The 17151-nt window shown below is 67.0% G+C and carries 14 protein-coding genes; 10 read left to right on the forward strand and 4 right to left on the reverse strand.

Features of this window, described 5'->3' with window-relative positions; all coding sequences use genetic code 11:
* Nucleotides 1-80: 80 nt before the first annotated feature.
* From AB0F41_RS05830 to AB0F41_RS05840, 3 genes are all read right to left on the reverse strand, one after another.
* Nucleotides 81-1199: an ABC transporter substrate-binding protein gene (locus AB0F41_RS05830; RefSeq protein WP_357421562.1), complete on the reverse strand. Its 1119-nt coding sequence runs from the start codon at nt 1197-1199 to the stop codon at nt 81-83.
* Between the two features lie 100 nt (nt 1200-1299).
* Nucleotides 1300-2100 (reverse strand): CbbQ/NirQ/NorQ/GpvN family protein, encoded by an 801-nt coding sequence (locus AB0F41_RS05835; RefSeq protein ID WP_357421828.1) that lies wholly within the window; start codon nt 2098-2100, stop codon nt 1300-1302.
* Between the two features lie 8 nt (nt 2101-2108).
* Nucleotides 2109-3407 carry a cytochrome P450 gene (locus tag AB0F41_RS05840; protein WP_357421563.1) on the reverse strand — a complete coding sequence of 433 codons (1299 nt, stop codon included), beginning with the start codon at nt 3405-3407 and terminating at the stop codon, nt 2109-2111.
* 578 nt (nt 3408-3985) lie between these two features.
* Here AB0F41_RS05840 and AB0F41_RS05845 point away from each other — a divergent pair.
* Nucleotides 3986-5275, forward strand: a complete 1290-nt coding sequence (locus AB0F41_RS05845) for an amidohydrolase family protein (RefSeq protein WP_357421564.1) — start codon at nt 3986-3988, stop codon at nt 5273-5275.
* 343 nt (nt 5276-5618) lie between these two features.
* On the forward strand, nt 5619-6833 hold the full coding sequence (locus AB0F41_RS05850; RefSeq protein WP_357421829.1) for a TetR/AcrR family transcriptional regulator: 1215 nt from the start codon (nt 5619-5621) through the stop codon (nt 6831-6833).
* A gap of 35 nt (nt 6834-6868) precedes the next feature.
* Here the strand turns inward: AB0F41_RS05850 and AB0F41_RS05855 are convergent, their stop codons facing one another.
* On the reverse strand, nt 6869-7942 hold the full coding sequence (locus AB0F41_RS05855; RefSeq protein ID WP_357421565.1) for a dihydrodipicolinate reductase: 1074 nt from the start codon (nt 7940-7942) through the stop codon (nt 6869-6871).
* Nucleotides 7943-8593: 651 nt separating this feature from the next.
* Between AB0F41_RS05855 and AB0F41_RS05860 the strand changes: the two genes are divergently transcribed.
* From AB0F41_RS05860 to AB0F41_RS05895, 8 genes are read left to right on the forward strand one after another with little or no spacing between them, the layout of a single operon-like run.
* A complete protein-coding gene (locus AB0F41_RS05860; RefSeq protein WP_357421830.1) occupies nt 8594-9451 on the forward strand; it encodes an ABC transporter permease in 858 nt (285 codons plus the stop codon).
* On the forward strand, nt 9451-10305 hold the full coding sequence (locus AB0F41_RS05865) for an ABC transporter permease (protein WP_357421566.1): 855 nt from the start codon (nt 9451-9453) through the stop codon (nt 10303-10305). Before AB0F41_RS05860 ends, AB0F41_RS05865 begins: the two co-directional genes overlap by 1 nt.
* 3 nt (nt 10306-10308) lie before the next feature.
* Nucleotides 10309-11601 (forward strand): MCE family protein, encoded by a 1293-nt coding sequence (locus tag AB0F41_RS05870; protein WP_357421567.1) that lies wholly within the window; start codon nt 10309-10311, stop codon nt 11599-11601.
* Nucleotides 11598-12635, forward strand: coding sequence for an MlaD family protein (locus tag AB0F41_RS05875; protein WP_357421568.1), 1038 nt, complete (start codon nt 11598-11600; stop codon nt 12633-12635). Before AB0F41_RS05870 ends, AB0F41_RS05875 begins: the two co-directional genes overlap by 4 nt.
* 4 nt (nt 12636-12639) lie before the next feature.
* Nucleotides 12640-13674 (forward strand): MCE family protein, encoded by a 1035-nt coding sequence (locus AB0F41_RS05880; RefSeq protein ID WP_357421569.1) that lies wholly within the window; start codon nt 12640-12642, stop codon nt 13672-13674.
* A complete protein-coding gene (locus AB0F41_RS05885) occupies nt 13671-14777 on the forward strand; it encodes an MlaD family protein (protein ID WP_357421570.1) in 1107 nt (368 codons plus the stop codon). Before AB0F41_RS05880 ends, AB0F41_RS05885 begins: the two co-directional genes overlap by 4 nt.
* Entirely contained in the window at nt 14774-15880 is a 1107-nt protein-coding gene (locus tag AB0F41_RS05890; RefSeq protein WP_357421571.1) for an MlaD family protein, read from the forward strand. Before AB0F41_RS05885 ends, AB0F41_RS05890 begins: the two co-directional genes overlap by 4 nt.
* Complete coding sequence (locus AB0F41_RS05895; protein ID WP_357421572.1) at nt 15877-17151, forward strand: MlaD family protein; 1275 nt, start codon at nt 15877-15879, stop codon at nt 17149-17151. Before AB0F41_RS05890 ends, AB0F41_RS05895 begins: the two co-directional genes overlap by 4 nt.

Raw genomic sequence — 17151 nt, forward strand, 5'->3', positions numbered from 1 at the left:
ATAGTTGCGCCGAGTGGGTGCCGGGACCGTCGTCGCCGCCGGACCGTCTGCCGGTGTCGCGGGGGCGGATTCGCGCGCCGTCACGGGGTTTCCGATCCGAAGCGGTCGACCAGGTGGGACGTCACGCCGTCGGGGTCGAGCCGTCGCGCCACGAGATACCCCGCGCCCATCCATCCGCGTCGCGTCCATTTCCCGAGCGATACGCGGGTACCCGGCGCGCCCGCCGCGGCGGGCAACATCTTCACCCGTTCGAGGGCTTCCTTGACCCCGCGCGGACTCAGCGGCCGCGCGTCGGTGAGCGCCCGCAACAGCGTCTGCGCGACATCGTGGTTGACCACCGGGACGCAATATTGCGGCCGCCGCCCGTAGCGTTTCTCGAAGCGATCGAGATAGGCCTGCCCGACGGGGTTGTGCTCGTCGTACTGGTCGACCCCGATCCACCCGGTGAAGGCCTTCCACATGATCGGATTCACCCAGGCGTTCTGGAAAGCCGTACCGGTGTATCTGGGGGGATCCCAGCCGAGCGCTTCGAGCGCGGGATTGATGAAGACGATGCCGAATCCGAAACCGCAGTGGATGATCGCGTCGGGGCGTGCATCGTGCAGGGTCTTCACCGCGACGGAGATATCCCGCGCGGTCTGGGCTATCGGTGCCTCGGCGACGACCCGGATTCCTTTCGCGGCGGCGGCCCGGCGGAAATTCCGCGAATAAGTTTCGCCGATCAGCGAATCCTCGATGAGAAGTCCGGCGGTGGAATATCCGGCCTTCGCCAGCAGGTCGGCCCAGAAGAGGGGTTCGTCGGTCATCGACCCCTGCGGGAACGAGAAGGTCCATTCGCCGAGCCAGTCGTCGGTTCCGGTGACCGAGATCGCCGGTACCCGGAAGCGTTCCTCGATGGCTTCCTTGACCGCGACGCAATTATCGGTGATGTTCGGGCCGAAGACGAGAAGGCAGCCCTCGTCGACCAGTTCACCGAATCCGTCGATCACGGCCTTGACCGAGCCCTTCGGCAAGCCTTCGACTTCTTTGTAGACGATCCGGACCGGGCGGTCGATGATTCCTGCCGCCAATGCCTCGTCGAAGACAAGCTCGAACGGTAGGGACAGATCGTCGAGCATTTCCCCGGGAAATGACTCGGGGAGCCGGAAATCCATCAGATACCCGATTTTGATCGGCTCCGCGGTGCTCTCGTAGGCCATGGCGCCTTCCTCCGGTCGCTCGCAGCATCCCTGCGCGAGGAAACCTAATATTTGTTCTGATATTGCCCCGGGGTGATCGCCGGCACCCAGCGGCGGTCCGCTACACCTCCGAATCGCCGAGATAGACGTCGATCAATTCGCGTAACCCGCGACCGGCCACCGGATCGTCGGTGAGTGGACCCGCCAGCGCGGCCCGGGCCGCCTCGCGCGGTGACAGACCTTCGGTGATCAGCCGGGCGGTCGAGATCAGCACCCGGGTCGAGGCGACCTCGCGCACGGTCGCGGTGTCGAGGCGCCGCACGGCCCCGGCCAGCCGTACCAGTTGCGCGGCCTCCGGCGAGCCGACTCCGGATTCCGTGACCACGATCGATTCCTCGAGTTCTGGTCCCGGATAGTCGAATTCGATCGCGATCATGCGCTGGCGGGTGGAGTCCTTGAGATCTTTGAGCACGCTCTGGTAACCCGGGTTGTACGAGACGATCAGCCCGAAACCCGGATCCGCGTCGAGCGTGATGCCCAGGCGCTCGATCGGCAACTGGCGGCGATGGTCGGCCAGCGGGTGCAGAACCACCGTGGTGTCCTGCCGTGCCTCCACGACTTCGTCGAGATAGCAGAGCGCGCCTTCACGTACGGCGCGGGTGAGCGGCCCGTCGACCCATTCGGTATCGCCGCCGCGCAACAGATACCGGCCCACCAGGTCGGCGGCCGTCAGATCGTCGTGGCAGGACACGGTGATCAGCGGACGGTCCAACGCGTGCGCCATCGCCTCGACGAAACGCGTCTTCCCGCAACCGGTCGGCCCTTTCAGCAGGACCGGCAACCGTTGCCGATAGGCCGCCCGGAACACCGTCACTTCGTTGGCCACCGGCTGGTAATACGGCCGCTCGGTATCCAGCGCCATCGTCGCGCTCACGATTCGCCCCTGGTTGTCGAGGTCATCGCTGCCGGCCCTGTTCGACTCCCCGGCGTCCGGTCCCAGACCACCGGGAGATGCGGCGGCGACCGGAAGTAGGTGCCCGCGATATGCGGTGGCGGGGCGCCGGGATCCAGGCGCAGCCCGGGAAGCCGGTCGAACAGGGTCTCGAAGATGATCGAGCTCTCCATCCGGGCCAGATGCATACCCAGGCAGACATGGGCGCCGTGACCGAACCCGATATGCGGCCTGCGTTCCCGGAAGATATCGAACCGCCCCGGGTCCTCCCACCGTCGTTCGTCGTGGTTGGCGCTGCCGAGGTTCACCGCAACCGTCGAACCGGCCGGAATCCGCAACCCGTGGAACTCGATATCGCGGGTGGTCTCCCGCATGAAGTTCAGCAGGGGCGTCTCCCAGCGGATGCCCTCTTCGATCGCTTGCGGAAGCAGGCTCCGGTCGGCGACAACCGCGGCGAGCTGCCCAGGATGGGTGAGTAGCCCGAAAGCCAGGCTCGCGGTGGACCGGGAGGTGGTCTCGGCACCCGCGGGCAGCAGATTGCGCATGAATCCGTAGATCTGCTCGTCGGACATGCGGACGCCGTCGATCTCGGCCCCGGCGAGCACGGTGACCATATCGTCGCGCGGGGTGCGGCGGCGGTCGGCGAGGATGCCGGCGAAGTAGTCGCGGAGCCGGGCCGAGGCCCGCAACGCCCGGTCCATATCGGAATGGAATCCGAGCAGATCGATGGCGAGACGGTGGAATTCGGAGATATCCGATTCGGGCAGCCCGATGAGCGCGGCGATCACGCGGACCGGAATCGGCATGAACACCTCTTCCACCAGGTCGGCCCGGCCGGCATCACGGATCCTGTTCACGGTTCGTTCCACGAGTGGGCGGACCAGTTCGGCCTCCCAGTGCCGCATGGACGAGCGGGCGAACGCGAATTCGTGGAGTTTCCGATAGGTCTGGTGCTCCGGCTCCTGCATCTCGAGAATCGTCGGCCCCTGCAGGGGACGCACGATCGCCTCGTAGCACCGCGTGCTGAATGTCCGGTGGTCGGTGAATACGGCCTTTACCGCGTCGAAGGTGTACGCGGAGAAGATCTGCGGGCCGGCGGGCGGGTTCTCGGCTATCGACATCTCGGGCCATCCGGCGTGTACGGGCGCGGTGGCCCGGAGTTCGGCCAGCATCGGATAAGGGGAGGCGGCACCATGGGCGCCCATACCGGTATCGAACCGGGCCTGCGCGTCTTTGACGTCCTGGGACAGTTCGCCGATAGCGGTGGGCTCGGTCATGGAACGCCTCCTCGAACCGCGCACCCGCCCGGATGGCCGTGCCCTGCGGGCAGCGGTCCGATCGGAGGTGGCGTGGTGGGCACAACGCCCGGGCGTCGTCGGCGCCGAGCGCGAGAACCTAACTTTTGTTCAGAGGGTAGCCAGCGCGCCCGCGACCCGTCAATGGCGGATCTGCGCAACGGGCCGTGGGAGGAGGAGTGCGGGCGCGGGGCGAGTGAGACGATCTGCGGTGCAGCGGGATGCGCTGCTGGTCGGCGGTATTTCGTTTGTGTGCTCGGTCTCGACGATCCGTTGACCAAATATCTGTTCCCCGGTTACAGTTCGAGGTGTCCCGGCAGTCAACGGGAGACGAGTCCCCGGCCGATCGGATCCCGGATCCCGGTCCTGGTATGGCTCAGGGAGAGCACCCGAAGAGTCGCCCCATTACCGGCTCTTCGATCGGCGCGCCGGGCGCGATCGGCGGATCGCGGGACACCGTCGATGTGTCCACGCCGACCGCGCTCGTGCGCGCAGCGGACGACCGCGGACGGGAACTCCGACGGCCCGCAACGACAACGGCCAAGAACAAGGAGCGCCGTATGGATATGAACGATTTCGTACTTGTCTCGGTCGACGACCACCTCGTCGAGCCGCCGGATATGTTCGACAACCACATCCCGGCGAAATACAAGGACGAGGTGCCCAAGCTGGTGCAACGTGCCGACGGGACCGATGCGTGGGTCTTCGAGGGGCAGGAGGCCACCAACGTCGGTCTCAACGCCGTCGCCGGCCGGCCGCCGGACGAATACGGCGCCGAGCCGACCAAACTCAGCGAGATCCGCGAGGGGTGCTACAACATCCACGAGCGGATCCGGGATATGGACGTCAACGGGGTGGCGGCGGCACTGAACTTCCCGTCCTATCCGCAGTTCTGCGGTCAGTACTTCGCCCGCGCCCAGGACAAAGACCTGGGTCTGGCGGTGTTGCGGGCCTACAACGACTGGCATATCGACGAATGGTGCGGTGCCTATCCGGGCCGGATGATCCCGCAGGCGCTACCCCCGATCTGGGATCCGGAACTCATGGGCGCGGAAGTGCGCCGGGTCGCGGCGAAGGGCTGCCATGCGGTCACCTTCTCGGAGAACCCCACCAAGCTGAACTATCCGTCGCTGCACGATCCGCACTGGGACCCCTTCTGGCAGGCGTGCAGTGAGACGAACACGGTGGTCAATCTGCATATAGGGTCGTCCTCGAGTGTGGTCATCACCTCGATCGACGCGCCGGTCGACACCATGATCACCCTGCAGCCCATGAGTATCGTGCAGGCTGCCGCCGACCTCATCTGGTCGCCCACGCTGCGCCGTTTCCCGGATCTCACCTTCGCGTTGTCCGAAGGCGGGATCGGCTGGGTCCCGTATTTCCTCGAGCGGGTGGATCGGGTGTACAAGATGCACCGGGCCTGGACACATCAGGATTTCGGCGGCAAACTGCCCAGCGAGGTCTTCCTGGAGCGCGTGGCGCTGTGCTTCATCGATGACGGTTTCGGTGTCGAGACCCGGCACAAACTGAATCTCGATATGGTCGCGTGGGAATGCGACTACCCACATTCGGATTCGACCTGGCCGCTGGCGCCGGAATCACTGGCCGGATACTTCGACGGTGTACCGGATTCCGAGGTGAACAAGATCACCCACGAGAACGCGTTGCGGCTGTATTCCTTCGATATGTTCAAACATCTGAAGAAGGAAGACGCGACCGTGGGCGCACTGCGTGCCCGGGCCGGTGACGTAGACCTGGGATTCCGTTCTTCCGAACGCCTGAAGAAGACCGGCACCGATACAGTGACCGTCCTCGACCTGGCCCAGCAGTTGCCCACCTCCGCACCGTAGGAGTCCACCCGGTGTGGTGCCGGCCGCCGTCGCCGCACCGGGGCGGACTGCCGCGCGGGGCCGCGACCGGCAGTTCCACCGGCCGGTGCGCGCCCCGTCGGGGCAGGCCCCTTCTGGTACTTTTGAACAAATATTGGGTATCCGGATATCGGGTGGTCGCAGCCTCGGACGAGGCCGATCGGCCGGGACAACGGATCGGTCCCCGGTCGCGACGGGGCAGTGTGGTGGAGGAGTTGTGGGGCGTGCGCAGGTGACACTCGAGCAGGGGGATGGGGGATCGGCGAACCCGGCTCTCGCTGCCGAAACCGGACACTCCTACGATGACGGCACCCGGCGCACCGAGATCCTGCGGACCGCGGCGACCCTGATCGCCGAATCCGGCCTGCGCACCTCACTCCAGGAGATCGCCGACGCGTGCGGAATCCTTCCCGGAAGTTTGTACCACCACTTCGCGTCCAAGGAAGCGATTCTCGTCGAATTGCTCCGTCGCTACCACGACGATATGGATCACGTCGCGACGCGTGCCCAGGAGAAACTGAACGGACCCGATCCGCGTTCCGCGTTCGAGCGGGTGGCCGATCTCGGTGCGGCGATCGCGCGTTGCGCCGTCGCGCATCGCGCCGCCCTGCAGATGTCGTTCTACGAGGGTCCCAGCGCGAATCCCGAACTCATCGCCATGACCCGGCGGCAGCCGACGGCCATCTTCGAGGCGATGCTGCAAACCCTGCGCGCCGCGAAATGGGGCGGCTACCTGCGGCCGGATGTCGATCTGCCGGTGCTGGCCGATCGGATCTGCCAATCGATGCTGCAGGTGGGTCTGGACGTGATCCGGCACAACGGCTCGCCCGACCGGGTGGCGACCCTGCTGTGCCGGATTCTGCTGGAAGGTCTGGCCACCCGGCCGCCCACCGACGCGGAGCTGGACGGTTCGGCCGCCTTCCACGCAGCCGACGAGGTCGTGCGGTCCTGGGCCGATACCGGCACCGAACCCGACGACAAGGCCGCCCATATCCGGGCGATCGCCCGGGCGGAGTTCGGGCGCAGAGGGTATGAGAGCACGACGGTGCGCGATATCGCCTCGGCCGCCGGCCTGGGCACCGGCACCGTGTACCGGCTGATCGGCTCCAAGGAGGAGCTGCTGGCCACGATCATGCGCTCGTTCGGCGAGAAGGTCGCCGTGGGCTGGACGAACGTGCTGCGGTCGGAGGGTTCGGTGCTCGAGAAACTCGACGCGTTGAGCTGGGTCAACACCAACGCGCTGGACCGGTTCGGCGACGAGTTCCGGATCCAGCTGGCGTGGATGCGGCAGTCGCCACCCGATACCCCCAATCCGGGATGGCTGTTCGCTACCCGGGTCCGGCAGATGAAAACCCTGCTCTCCGAGGGTATCCGGGCCGGCGAGATCCGCGGTGACAGTCCGTCGAACGAGATGCTGGCGCGCTGCGTGATCGGTCTGGGCTGGTTCCCGGAGAACATCGTGCGCGATCTCGGCACCCGGGCTTCGCAGCTGCATGTACGTGATACGACGCTTCGCGGGGTGGTCCGGCGCCCGGTGTGATCTCGCGGGCCGCGGCGCCGGACCGTCCCGGGCGATCAGCCGACCGCGTATCGCGGCAGCGTGACCGGTAGGTCCAGCGAGCTGAGCAGGCCGGCCGGTGCATCGACCACATACGGAATGGCGTTCACGACCCGCATGGCGGTGGCCGTCATCGCGGCGCGTCCCGCCCCGTGTCCTTCCGCTGCACCCAGGTTCATCGCGCAGTGGATATCGGGATCGCCGTCGATATCGACTCGATAGGTGGCGTCGAACTCCGAGGCCGGCCAGTCGGGAGCGGTATCGCGGGCCATCCGGATGATGTGCTCGATGACGATCACGTCGCGGCCGCCGACCACGCCGGCTGCCCGGGTCCGGACCGCACCGCACGTTCCCGCCGGAATGGTGCCGAAGGCCACCTCGATATCCCGGTCGGTGTGGCGCCGGTCGAGTGTCCCGTGGATCCGTTCTATCTCGACGCCCAGTCCGTCGGCGATCAGGTGGATCGGTGCCTTCCAGGCCATCTCGATGAAACCGGGGGTCTGCAGCATCGGTGTGAAGTCCAACGGCCGGGCGAACCCCATTCCGTCCATCATCACGTCGGCCACTGGATAGTGGTCGTTCAGCGCGATTTCGGTTGCCGTGACCCGGGTGATCCGAGCCGACTGGGTGGTCAGTAGCAGAGCGAGTTCATCGGAGCCGAACCCGGGAAAGATGCCGGAGGCGTAGAAGGACGAGTTCCCGCTCTTCGCGGCGAGTTCGAGCTGCGCACGCCATTCGGGGGAGTAGAAGGCGGGTGGATAGACCAGTGCGGTCGACGTCGTCGAGACGATATTGATACCGGCTTCGAGCAGTCGTACGTAGTCGGGGACGGCCGCGCCGTCACGTTCGGGCCCGCTGGCCGCGTAGACGACACAGTCGGGCCGCAGCGCGATGAGTGCGTCGGCGTCGTCGGTGGCGATGACACCGATCGGATTCCCGCCCGCCAGTTCGCCGGCGTCCCGGCCGGCCTTCTCGGCGGAATGGACCCAGACTCCGACGAGTTCGAGATCCGATCGTCGTCCGATGGCGGCGATGGCGTTGGAGCCGACCCCGCCGGTGGACCACACGACGGTACGTAGGGGTGCGGACATGGAATCTCCTTGCTGCCTGCGGTCGGATGCCCACGGGCGGGTATCGCATCGCCACCGGAGCGGCCGTGCCGGCGATCCGGGGCCGGTGAGGCCCGGATCCGTTGTGGGACAACGCGTAGCGAGAGAACCGGAATTCGACGCCTGATCTTCCTATCGAGTGTAACCTAATATTTGTTCAGCAATCGAAGATGTGACACCGCCGGCGGTTCCGGGTGCCCTGCGGGTGGTGGGCCACCCGGAACCGAAAGTTCGTGGATCTTTTCTAGCCGATCGACTAGTGAAAGGCTGGCGGATCGGTTAGCCTCCCCGGGAATGCTTCGCACGCGGAGTGGGTGAATCGGTCGAGTGTCTCGGATTCTCGACGGGTCAGCATCCATTTCCGTTGTCTCGTGGGAAGTGTTGAAGAATGCTCCGACGCGATAAAGGGGGTGGCGATGAAGTTCGCCGTCCGCCATCGACGATCCTGCCGGTCGGTTCTCCCGGTCGATACGGCCCACTCGCACATTCGGTCCCGGGTGATTGTGCTACCTCGTTCTGGAACCTGATATTTGTTCTACTCCACCTTGTGGTTGACCACGAGCGCTGAACGACCCGTCCACCGCGGCGGTACTCGATCACCGGTCGGATGGTGCGAGGAGTTTCGTGAAGAGAATCCATACGATCGAGGACGGCCGACGCGCCCCCTCGGCCACCGAGGAAATCGCCGGCTGGTTTCGCGGCTACCTGGACCGGCACCCCGTCGCCGCATTGGAAACGCTGGGCCGCCAGCTCCTGATGGGCGCGCGGGCGATCCGGTATCTGGTGCAGGACCTGGTCCGCGGCCGGTTCCCGGTCGGCGAATTCATCCAGCAGGCGGCCTTCATGGTCAAAACCTCCTGGATTCCGACCGTCGCGGTCGCGCTCCCGGTGAGCGCCACTCTCTCCATCCAATTCGGCCTGCTCGCCGGGCAGATGGGCGCTGCCTCGCTGGCCGGCGCCGCCAGCGGACTGGCGGTGATCCGGCAATCCGCGCCCATGGTCACGGCCATCCTGCTGGCCGCCGCGGTGGGCTCGGCGATCTGTGCGGATCTGGGGGCGCGGACGATTCGCGACGAAATCGCCGCCTTGGAGGTGATGGGCGTTTCGGTGCTGCGCAGGCTGGTGGTGCCGCGGATGGCCGCTGGCATCGTGGTGGCGGTGGCGCTGACCGGTCTGAGCTGCTTCATCGGATTCCTGGCCGGGTATCTGTTCAACGTCTACGCCCAGGACGGCACACCCGGCAGTTTCATGGCCACGTTCTCGTCGTTCGCCACGGCGAGCGATCTCTACCTCGCCATGGTGAAGGCGGTGGTGTTCGGCATGATCGTGACCGTGGTGGCCTGTGAGAAGGGGCTGGCCACCAAGGGTGGCCCGGGAGGGGTGGCGAACTCGGTCAATGCCGCGGTCGTGGCGTCGATGATCCTGCTCATGGTCGTGAATGTCGGTTTCACCGAGATGTACACGATCCTGTTTCCGCGGACGACGCTGTAATGGCAGCGCCCTACCGGTACCCGGGCGCACGGGCGATGATCGCCGCCGGCCGCGGCCCACTGCGCATCTTCATCGGTCTCGGCCATATGATCACGTTCTTCTTCCGGGCGGTGGTCTCGATCCCGCTGGCGGTTCGCCACTACAGCCGGGAATCGCTGCGCATCCTGTCCGACGTCACCTGGGGTAACGGCTCCCTGGTGGTCGGGGGCGGCACGGCCGGGGTGATCATCGTGCTCGGCGCGGCTGCAGGGGCCATCGTGGGTATCGAGGGCTACAGCGCGTTGAAGCTGCTCGGTATGGAACCGGCCACGGGGATGATCGCGGCCACCGCCGCCACCCGCGAACTGGCTCCGATCATGGCCTCGATCGCGTTCGCGTCGCAGGCCGGCTGCCGGTTCACCGCACAACTGGGCGCCATGCGGATCGGTGAGGAGATCGACGCACTGCACTCGGTGGCCATCCGGCCGATTCCCTATCTCGTCTCCACTCGTCTACTGGCTTCGATGGTGGCGGTGGTCCCGCTCTATCTCGCGGCGCTGGCGGCCGACTACCTGGCGGTCGACCTGTTCGTCCGGTTGTCCGGCGGCGATTCGACGGGCACGTACCAGCACTACTTCACGCTGGTGCTCAGCGGCACCGATGTGCTGTATTCGCTGGTGAAAGCTCTTGTCTTCGTGGTGATCACCACCACGATCCAGTGCTACTACGGGTACTACGCGACCGGCGGACCGCAGGGAGTGGGGGTATCGGCCGGGCGGGCCATGCGCGCGAGTCTCACCGTGATGATCTCGGTGAATCTGCTGTTGACGCTGGTGTTCTGGGGATTCGATTCGGGTTCGAGGATAAGCGGGTAGACCATGACGACCGCATTCGAAGCAGACGACCGCAACCTCGCCACCTGGAAACTGCTGGTTCGCGGTATCGCGTTCGCCGTGGTGGTGGCCGCGGCGGTCGCGGCGGGGATCGCCCGCTCGCAAGGGTCCTTCGAGGACACCGTGGGTGTTACCGCGATCATGACCGATATCGGCGACGGCCTGCCGGTGAAATCGGATGTCAAATACCGGGGTGTGCTGGTCGGCACGGTCACCGGGATCGACCTGACCGATCTGGGAACGAGCCGGGTCCGAATCGACCTCGAGCCGTGGCACGCCTCGGGAATACCGGCGACAGTGACGGCGCGGGTCGTGCCGAGCAATGTCTTCGCGGTGCCGTCGGTTCAGCTGGTCGACAACGGGCCCGCGCCGGCGCTGCGTGCCGGCGCGCAGCTCTCCCAGGACCGGAGTCTGGACACGGTCCGGCTGCAGACCTCGCTCACCGCGCTGAGCACGATCGCCGCGGCGGCCGGTCGTTCCCCGTCCGACCCCACCGTCGGCATTCTGGAAACGGTGCGCGCGGCCACCAGCGGCCGGGGCGAGGAGATGCTGCGAGGGGCCGCGCAGCTCGAACGAATCGTCGCGGCGCTCAACGAGGTCGCGGCACCGGACGGCACCGGGTCCACCCTGGACGCGCTCGCCGCCGCCCTCACCGGGCTGCGCGGTTCGGCACCCGACCTGCTGAACGCGGTCAACCGCGCCATCGTGCCGATGCAGACCCTGGCGCAGCAACGCACCGCCTTCGCCGATCTGCTGTCCGGCGGGCTGGTGACCTCCACCCGGGTGGGTACGGCGCTGCAGAACCAGACCGGCACCGTCACCGATATCACCGCCCGGATGGCGCCGGTCCTCGACGTCCTGGCCCGGGGCAGCCCGAACTTCGTCCAGATGACGACCTCGCAGCGCCGCCTCTCACACCGGTTCGCCACCGAGTTCTGGGATCCGCAGACGCAGAGCGCCACCGGAAAGATCATCCTCGAACTGACCCCGCACAAGCAGTACTCCCGTGCCGACTGCCCGCGATACGGCGACCTCGCCGGACCGAGCTGCACCACCGCACCCGTGGGGCCGGCGGCGTTGCCCGGCGCCGGTCAGGCGGTGCCGGCCGCCGCCGTGGACGGCCCGACCGGCGGTCCGGGCGAACGTGACCGCATCGCCACCGTTCTCGGCCGGCCACCCGACTCCCTGTCGCAGCTGCTGCTCGGTCCGCTGTTGCGGGGGAACGATATCCACATCACACCGGCCGGCGCGGACGGCGGGGGCGGAGGTCCACGATGAGCAAACGGCGGCCGTTGATCGGACTGTCACTGTTCCTGGTCGTTTCGGTGGTACTGACCTGGATGGTCCACACGACCCTGCAGCGCGGGGTTCCGGGGCCCACCGACACCTACTCCGCGACCTTCACCGATGTCTCCGGCCTCCGGGTCGGTGACGACGTCCGAATGGCGGGTGTGCAGGTGGGGCGGGTGGAGGCGGTGGAGATCGAGGGCACCCACGCGGTGGTGACCTTCGACGTGGCCGGTGAGCATTCGATCTACGGGAACACCGTGGTCTCGGTCACCTATCAGAACGTGATCGGGCAGCGCTATCTGGGCCTGTCGCTGGCCGATTTCGGGGATCCCGGCGTGCTGGAGCCGGGATCCCGGATACCGGTCGACCACACGGAACCGTCGTTCGACCTGTCGGGCCTGCTCAACGGGTTCCAGCCGCTGTTCGGCCTGCTGGACCCACAGGACGTGGACAATCTCACCGGCGCGCTGATCCGGGCGCTACAGGGCGAGAACGGCGCCATTCCCGCCTTGATCGCCGAAACCGCGCGACTGGCGGAAGCGTTCGCGGGGCCCGACGAGGTACTCGGCTCGGTGATCGACAACCTCGGTACCGTGGTCACCGAACTCGCGCGGCAGAGCAGCGGTCTCGGGACCACGATCACCCAGGCCCGCCGGATCTTCGACGGGCTGTCGGCCCGGCGCGACACCCTGTTCGCCCAGACCGAGCAGATCGCGGTCGTTCTCGACCGGGCCGCCCAGGTGGTTCAGGGCGCGGCGCTGTCGCTGGATCGGTTCATCGATCGCCAACCGGGGTTCGCCCGGCATTTCATCGAGAACAAAGAACAATTCGCGTACTTGGGTTTCAACCTGCCGCTGCTGCTGAAATCGCTGGCGCGGATCACCGACCACGGCGCGTACCTGAACGCCTACGTCTGCGATATCGGGTTCGGCATTCTGCCCGGCGTGGATCCGCTGGTGGACCAGATACTCGCGCTCGCCTCCCCGGGCGGGCAGACCGAACATTCCGCGATGTGCAGGTGAGGTGATGAAAATGCCCCGACGGCTACCGCGCGCGCCGCGAATACGCAGTCCGCTGCAACTCGGGATCCTCGCCGTCTGCGTTGCCACGGTGTTGTTGCTGACGACGGTGTTCGTCAATTCGCTCCAATTGGGCAAGGCGACGTATCGAGCGGATTTCGCGCAGGCGGCGGGGATCGGACCCGGGGACGCGATCACCTATGCCGGAGTTCCGGTCGGGTCGGTCTCCGGCACCCGGCTGGCCGGAGACCATGTCGTCGTCACCATGAAGATCGACCGGGGCCTGCGCCTGGGCGCCGATACCCGCGCCGCGATCAAACTGACCACTATGCTGGGTTCCCGCTATATCGAATTGCGTTCCGACGGCGCGGGTTCCCTACCGGGCCGTGCGATTCCTCTGGACCGGACCGAAGTCCCCTACAGTCTGGAGACCGCACTGCAGGACGCTACCCGGACCTTCGCCGCGGTCGACGCCGACCGGATCGCCGAGTCGATGACCACGCTGTCCGAGCAACTGCACGGCCTGCCGGCGCTGGTGCCACAGGTCCTCGACGACGTGCAGGCACTCTCGGCGGTGATCGCGCAGCGCAGAGATCAGATCGGCACGCTGCTCACCAGCACGGAGCAGGTGACCACGGTACTGCGCACGCAGCAGGGCGACCTCGCGTCGCTGGTCGGTGAGGGCCGCACCGTGCTCCAGGAACTGGCCACCCGGCAAGCGGCCTTGCGCGGACTGCTCGGAGCCGTCACGACTCTGGTCCGGCAGCTCGAGCCCATCGTCGTGGGTGACAGCGCCCAGATCCAGGCCCTGCTGGACGATCTGAACGAAATGTCGGGAATGATCGCCCGGCACGACGATCTGCTCCGCAACCTGCTGCAGATTCTGCCGGTGCCCTGGCGGTTGTTCGCCAACGCGACCGGTACCGGTCCGGAACTGGCGGCGAACGCGCCCGACGGCGCCTTCGTCGATGCGTTCATGTGTGCGCTCAGCGCCCGTGCCGTCGAAGTGGGAAAGGCGCCGTACCGGGAGGATTGCCGATGAACCGTTTCGTGCGCCGGGTCGTTCTCGTGATCGTCGTATTCGCCGCAGCGGTGGTGGCCGGATGCTCCGGCGGTCCGCTGCGGCCCGACGATACGGTGATCACCGCGCGTTTCGCGAACGCCAACGGGTTGTTCCAGGGGAACGCCGTGTCGGTGCTGGGGATGCGGGTCGGCGAGATCGTCCGGGTCGAGCCCCGCGGATCCGGAGTCGATATCGAACTACGCGTCGACGGGTCGATATCCCTGCCCGCCGACGTCCGGGCGGTCGCGGTCTCCGATTCCGTGCTCACCGACCGCCGGATCGAACTGACCCCGGCCTACCGGGGCGGGCCCGAGCTGCCCGAGCGCGCCACCCTCGGTCCCGGCCGCACCGCGACACCGGTGGAATTCGACAGCCTGCTGGCGATGGTCGACAAACTGACGACCGCACTCGGCGGCGACGGTAGGGGCAGCGGCCCGGTTGCCGATCTGATGGGCCTGAGCACCGCGGTCACCGCGGGCAACGGCGACCGCATGCGGTCTGCGCTGGGCGATCTCGCCGCGGCGTTACGGCTCGGCGGCGACGGGGGAGCGGCCACCCGGGCGGCGGTCACCACCGTGGTGACCGACCTCGACGCACTCACCGCGATGGCCGCCCGCAACGACGGCACACTTCGCGAATTCGGGGCGGGGATCCACCAGCTGGCCGACCTCCTGGCCGGAGAAGGGCTGGGCACCGGCGATACCGGCGCCCGGCTGAACCGCATCATCGACGCGGTCACCCTGCTCCTGCAACGGAACCAGGACGCCCTCGCCTCGCTCGCGGGCAATTCCGGGACGATCACCGCCGCACTGTCGGACTACCAGCGCAATATCGCCGAATTCCTGGATGTGTTCCCGCTGGTCACCGATAACACCTATCACGCGATCGACCAGAACGTGGGCGCCGTGCGCGCGGTCGTGGACGTGAACCGATTCCTGCTGGACGGCCAGATGGTCAAAGAAGTCTGCAATCTGTTGCATCTCACCAACCTCGGCTGCGATACCGGAACCATGCGGGATATGGGCCCGGATTTCGGCCTGACCATGATCCTGCAAGCGCTGGCGGAGGCGAACCACCGATGACTCCCATTTCACGAATCGGTTGTGCCACGACGATATTCGCGGTGGTGGTCGCGCTCGGCGGATGCGCGGTCAGCCTGGACCGGCTACCGCTGCCCGCACCCGGTCTGGGGGACGGCTCCTATTCGCTGACCGTCACTTTCGGCAACGCGCTGAATCTGCCGACCAAGGCGAAGGTCAAACTCAACGGGGCCGATATCGGGCAGGTGGAGTCGATGGCGGCGAAGGACTACACCGCCGTGGTGCAGCTGCGTATCCGTGACGGCGTGGCGTTGCCGGTGGGGACCGGCGCCGAACTGCGTTCGGCCACCCCGATGGGGGATGTGTTCGTCGCGATGAAACCCCCGGCGGAACCACCTGCGGACGGCGCGGTCCTGCGTGACGGCGCGGCGATACCCGTCGAATCCACTTCCGCCGCGGCCACCATCGAGGAGGTGCTGAGCCGAGCCTCGCTGCTGGTGGGCGGTGGTGCCATCGAGAACATCACGCAGGTGATCACCGCGCTCGGCGAGTACACCGACGGCCGCGGTGACCGGCTCGCCGCGCTGCTCACCCGAACCCGCGAACTGCTCACCACCCTGGCCGGGCGATCGGACCGGATCCACACGGTCCTCACCGATACTGCCGCGCTGAGCGCGACCGTGGCCGCGCAGCAACCGGCGATCGGCGACGCGGTGGCGTCCGCCGCGCCCGCGCTGGGCGTGGTCGGCGACAATATCGACGCCCTACTGGATCTGGTGGACCGGGTGCACGCGATCTCGATGCAGCTTTCGCGGTTTCCGTCGATCCAGGGCACGAACCACGGCAGCATGATCGCCGATCTCGACGCGCTGGCAGCGGGGATGAACGCCGCCGCGCTCAATCCCGAAGCCGATCTGGCCACGCTGAACAGTGTTCTGCCGATCGTATTGAAGGTGACCACCGCCTCGTCGGCGAATGTGCGTGCCGATATCGTCCAACTCGCCCTCGGCGCGGCGCCGGATCCGAATTTTCCCGGTGACCCCGCGGCCCGGCCCCCCGATATCACGGATTGGCACGCGTTCGTGGGTTCGCTGGGTTATATGCTCCAACGGCTGGGTGGGCGCGTCCACGGAGCGCCGCGATGACCGGCCCGGTACGTGGCTCGCTGGACGGCCCGGCCCGGATCCTGGTGGGGTCGGTGCGGGGAATGCATCGGCATCGGACGCCGGTCTCGTTTGTCGGGCTGCTGCTGATCTTCCTGACCGGTGGTGGTTATCTGCTGGTGGGCGCACTGGAGATCGATCCATTCGCCGACCCGTACCGAGTACGCGTGGAGCTGGTGGAATCCGGTGGGCTGCTCCCCGGCCAGGATGTCACCTTGCGCGGCGCCCGTATCGGGAAGGTCGTCTCCGTGGAGGTGGCGGGCGACAAGGTGGTGGCGGAAGCCGCGATCGACGGGTCTGTGCGTATCCCGGTGTCGGGAACGGTGCGGACCGCCGCACTCTCGGCCGCCGGCGAACAGTATCTGGATTTCCTGCCGGCCGGTGACGACGGCCCGTACCTCGCCGCCGGCGATACGGTGACCGCCGATCGCACCTCCAGCCCGATCCCTCTGTCGCGGATGCTGGAAAGTCTCAGCGGAACCCTGGCACAGGTGGATCCCGATCGGCTCGCCGCGATCAGCCGGGAACTCGGCGTCGGCCGGGAGGGACCCGAAAAACTCGCCGCCATCATCGACGGCGGCCTGTTCATGATCTCCACCCTCGACGGAATGCTGCCCGAAACGGTCTCGCTGCTGCGTAACAGCAAGGTGGTGCTCACCACCCTCGCCGATTCCGAAGCGGGCCTGCGTGATACGGCCGCCGATCTGTCGACGACCATGGGCGGGGTCGCCGAGAGGAGCGGCGGGTTCACCCGGCTTGTCGGCCGCACCCCGGAATCGCTGACCGCCATGGATGCCATCATCGAACGGAACTCACCGACGATGGTGCAGCTACTGGGAAATCTGACCACCGTGGCACAGATGACGCAGCTACGGGTACCCGCCTTCAACGAGTTCTTCTTCCCGCAGCAGCGCGGGGGTTCGGCGCTCGACGCGATCACCTCGGCATTCCACGACGGATATGTCTGGGCGCTGGTCAGCATCTATCCGCGCCGCCAGTGTGACTACACCGTGCCGCGCCGACCCGGGACGGTCCCCGATTTCCCCGAGCCCTATCTGCACGCGGACTGCACCGACCCCAACCCGTCGCTGCTGCCACGCGGAGCGCGCAACGCCCCCCGCCCACCCGGATCCGAAACCCTGTACCCCCCGCCCGAGGCCGACCCGCTGCAGACCGCGGATCCGACTCCGGTGGGTCCCCAGTCCATTCCCACTCCGTACGGCGGCGCACCGGCGTACGTGCCGGCCGGATGA

It is taken from the genome of Nocardia sp. NPDC024068 (genome assembly GCF_040638875.1).
Taxonomy (GTDB): domain Bacteria; phylum Actinomycetota; class Actinomycetes; order Mycobacteriales; family Mycobacteriaceae; genus Nocardia.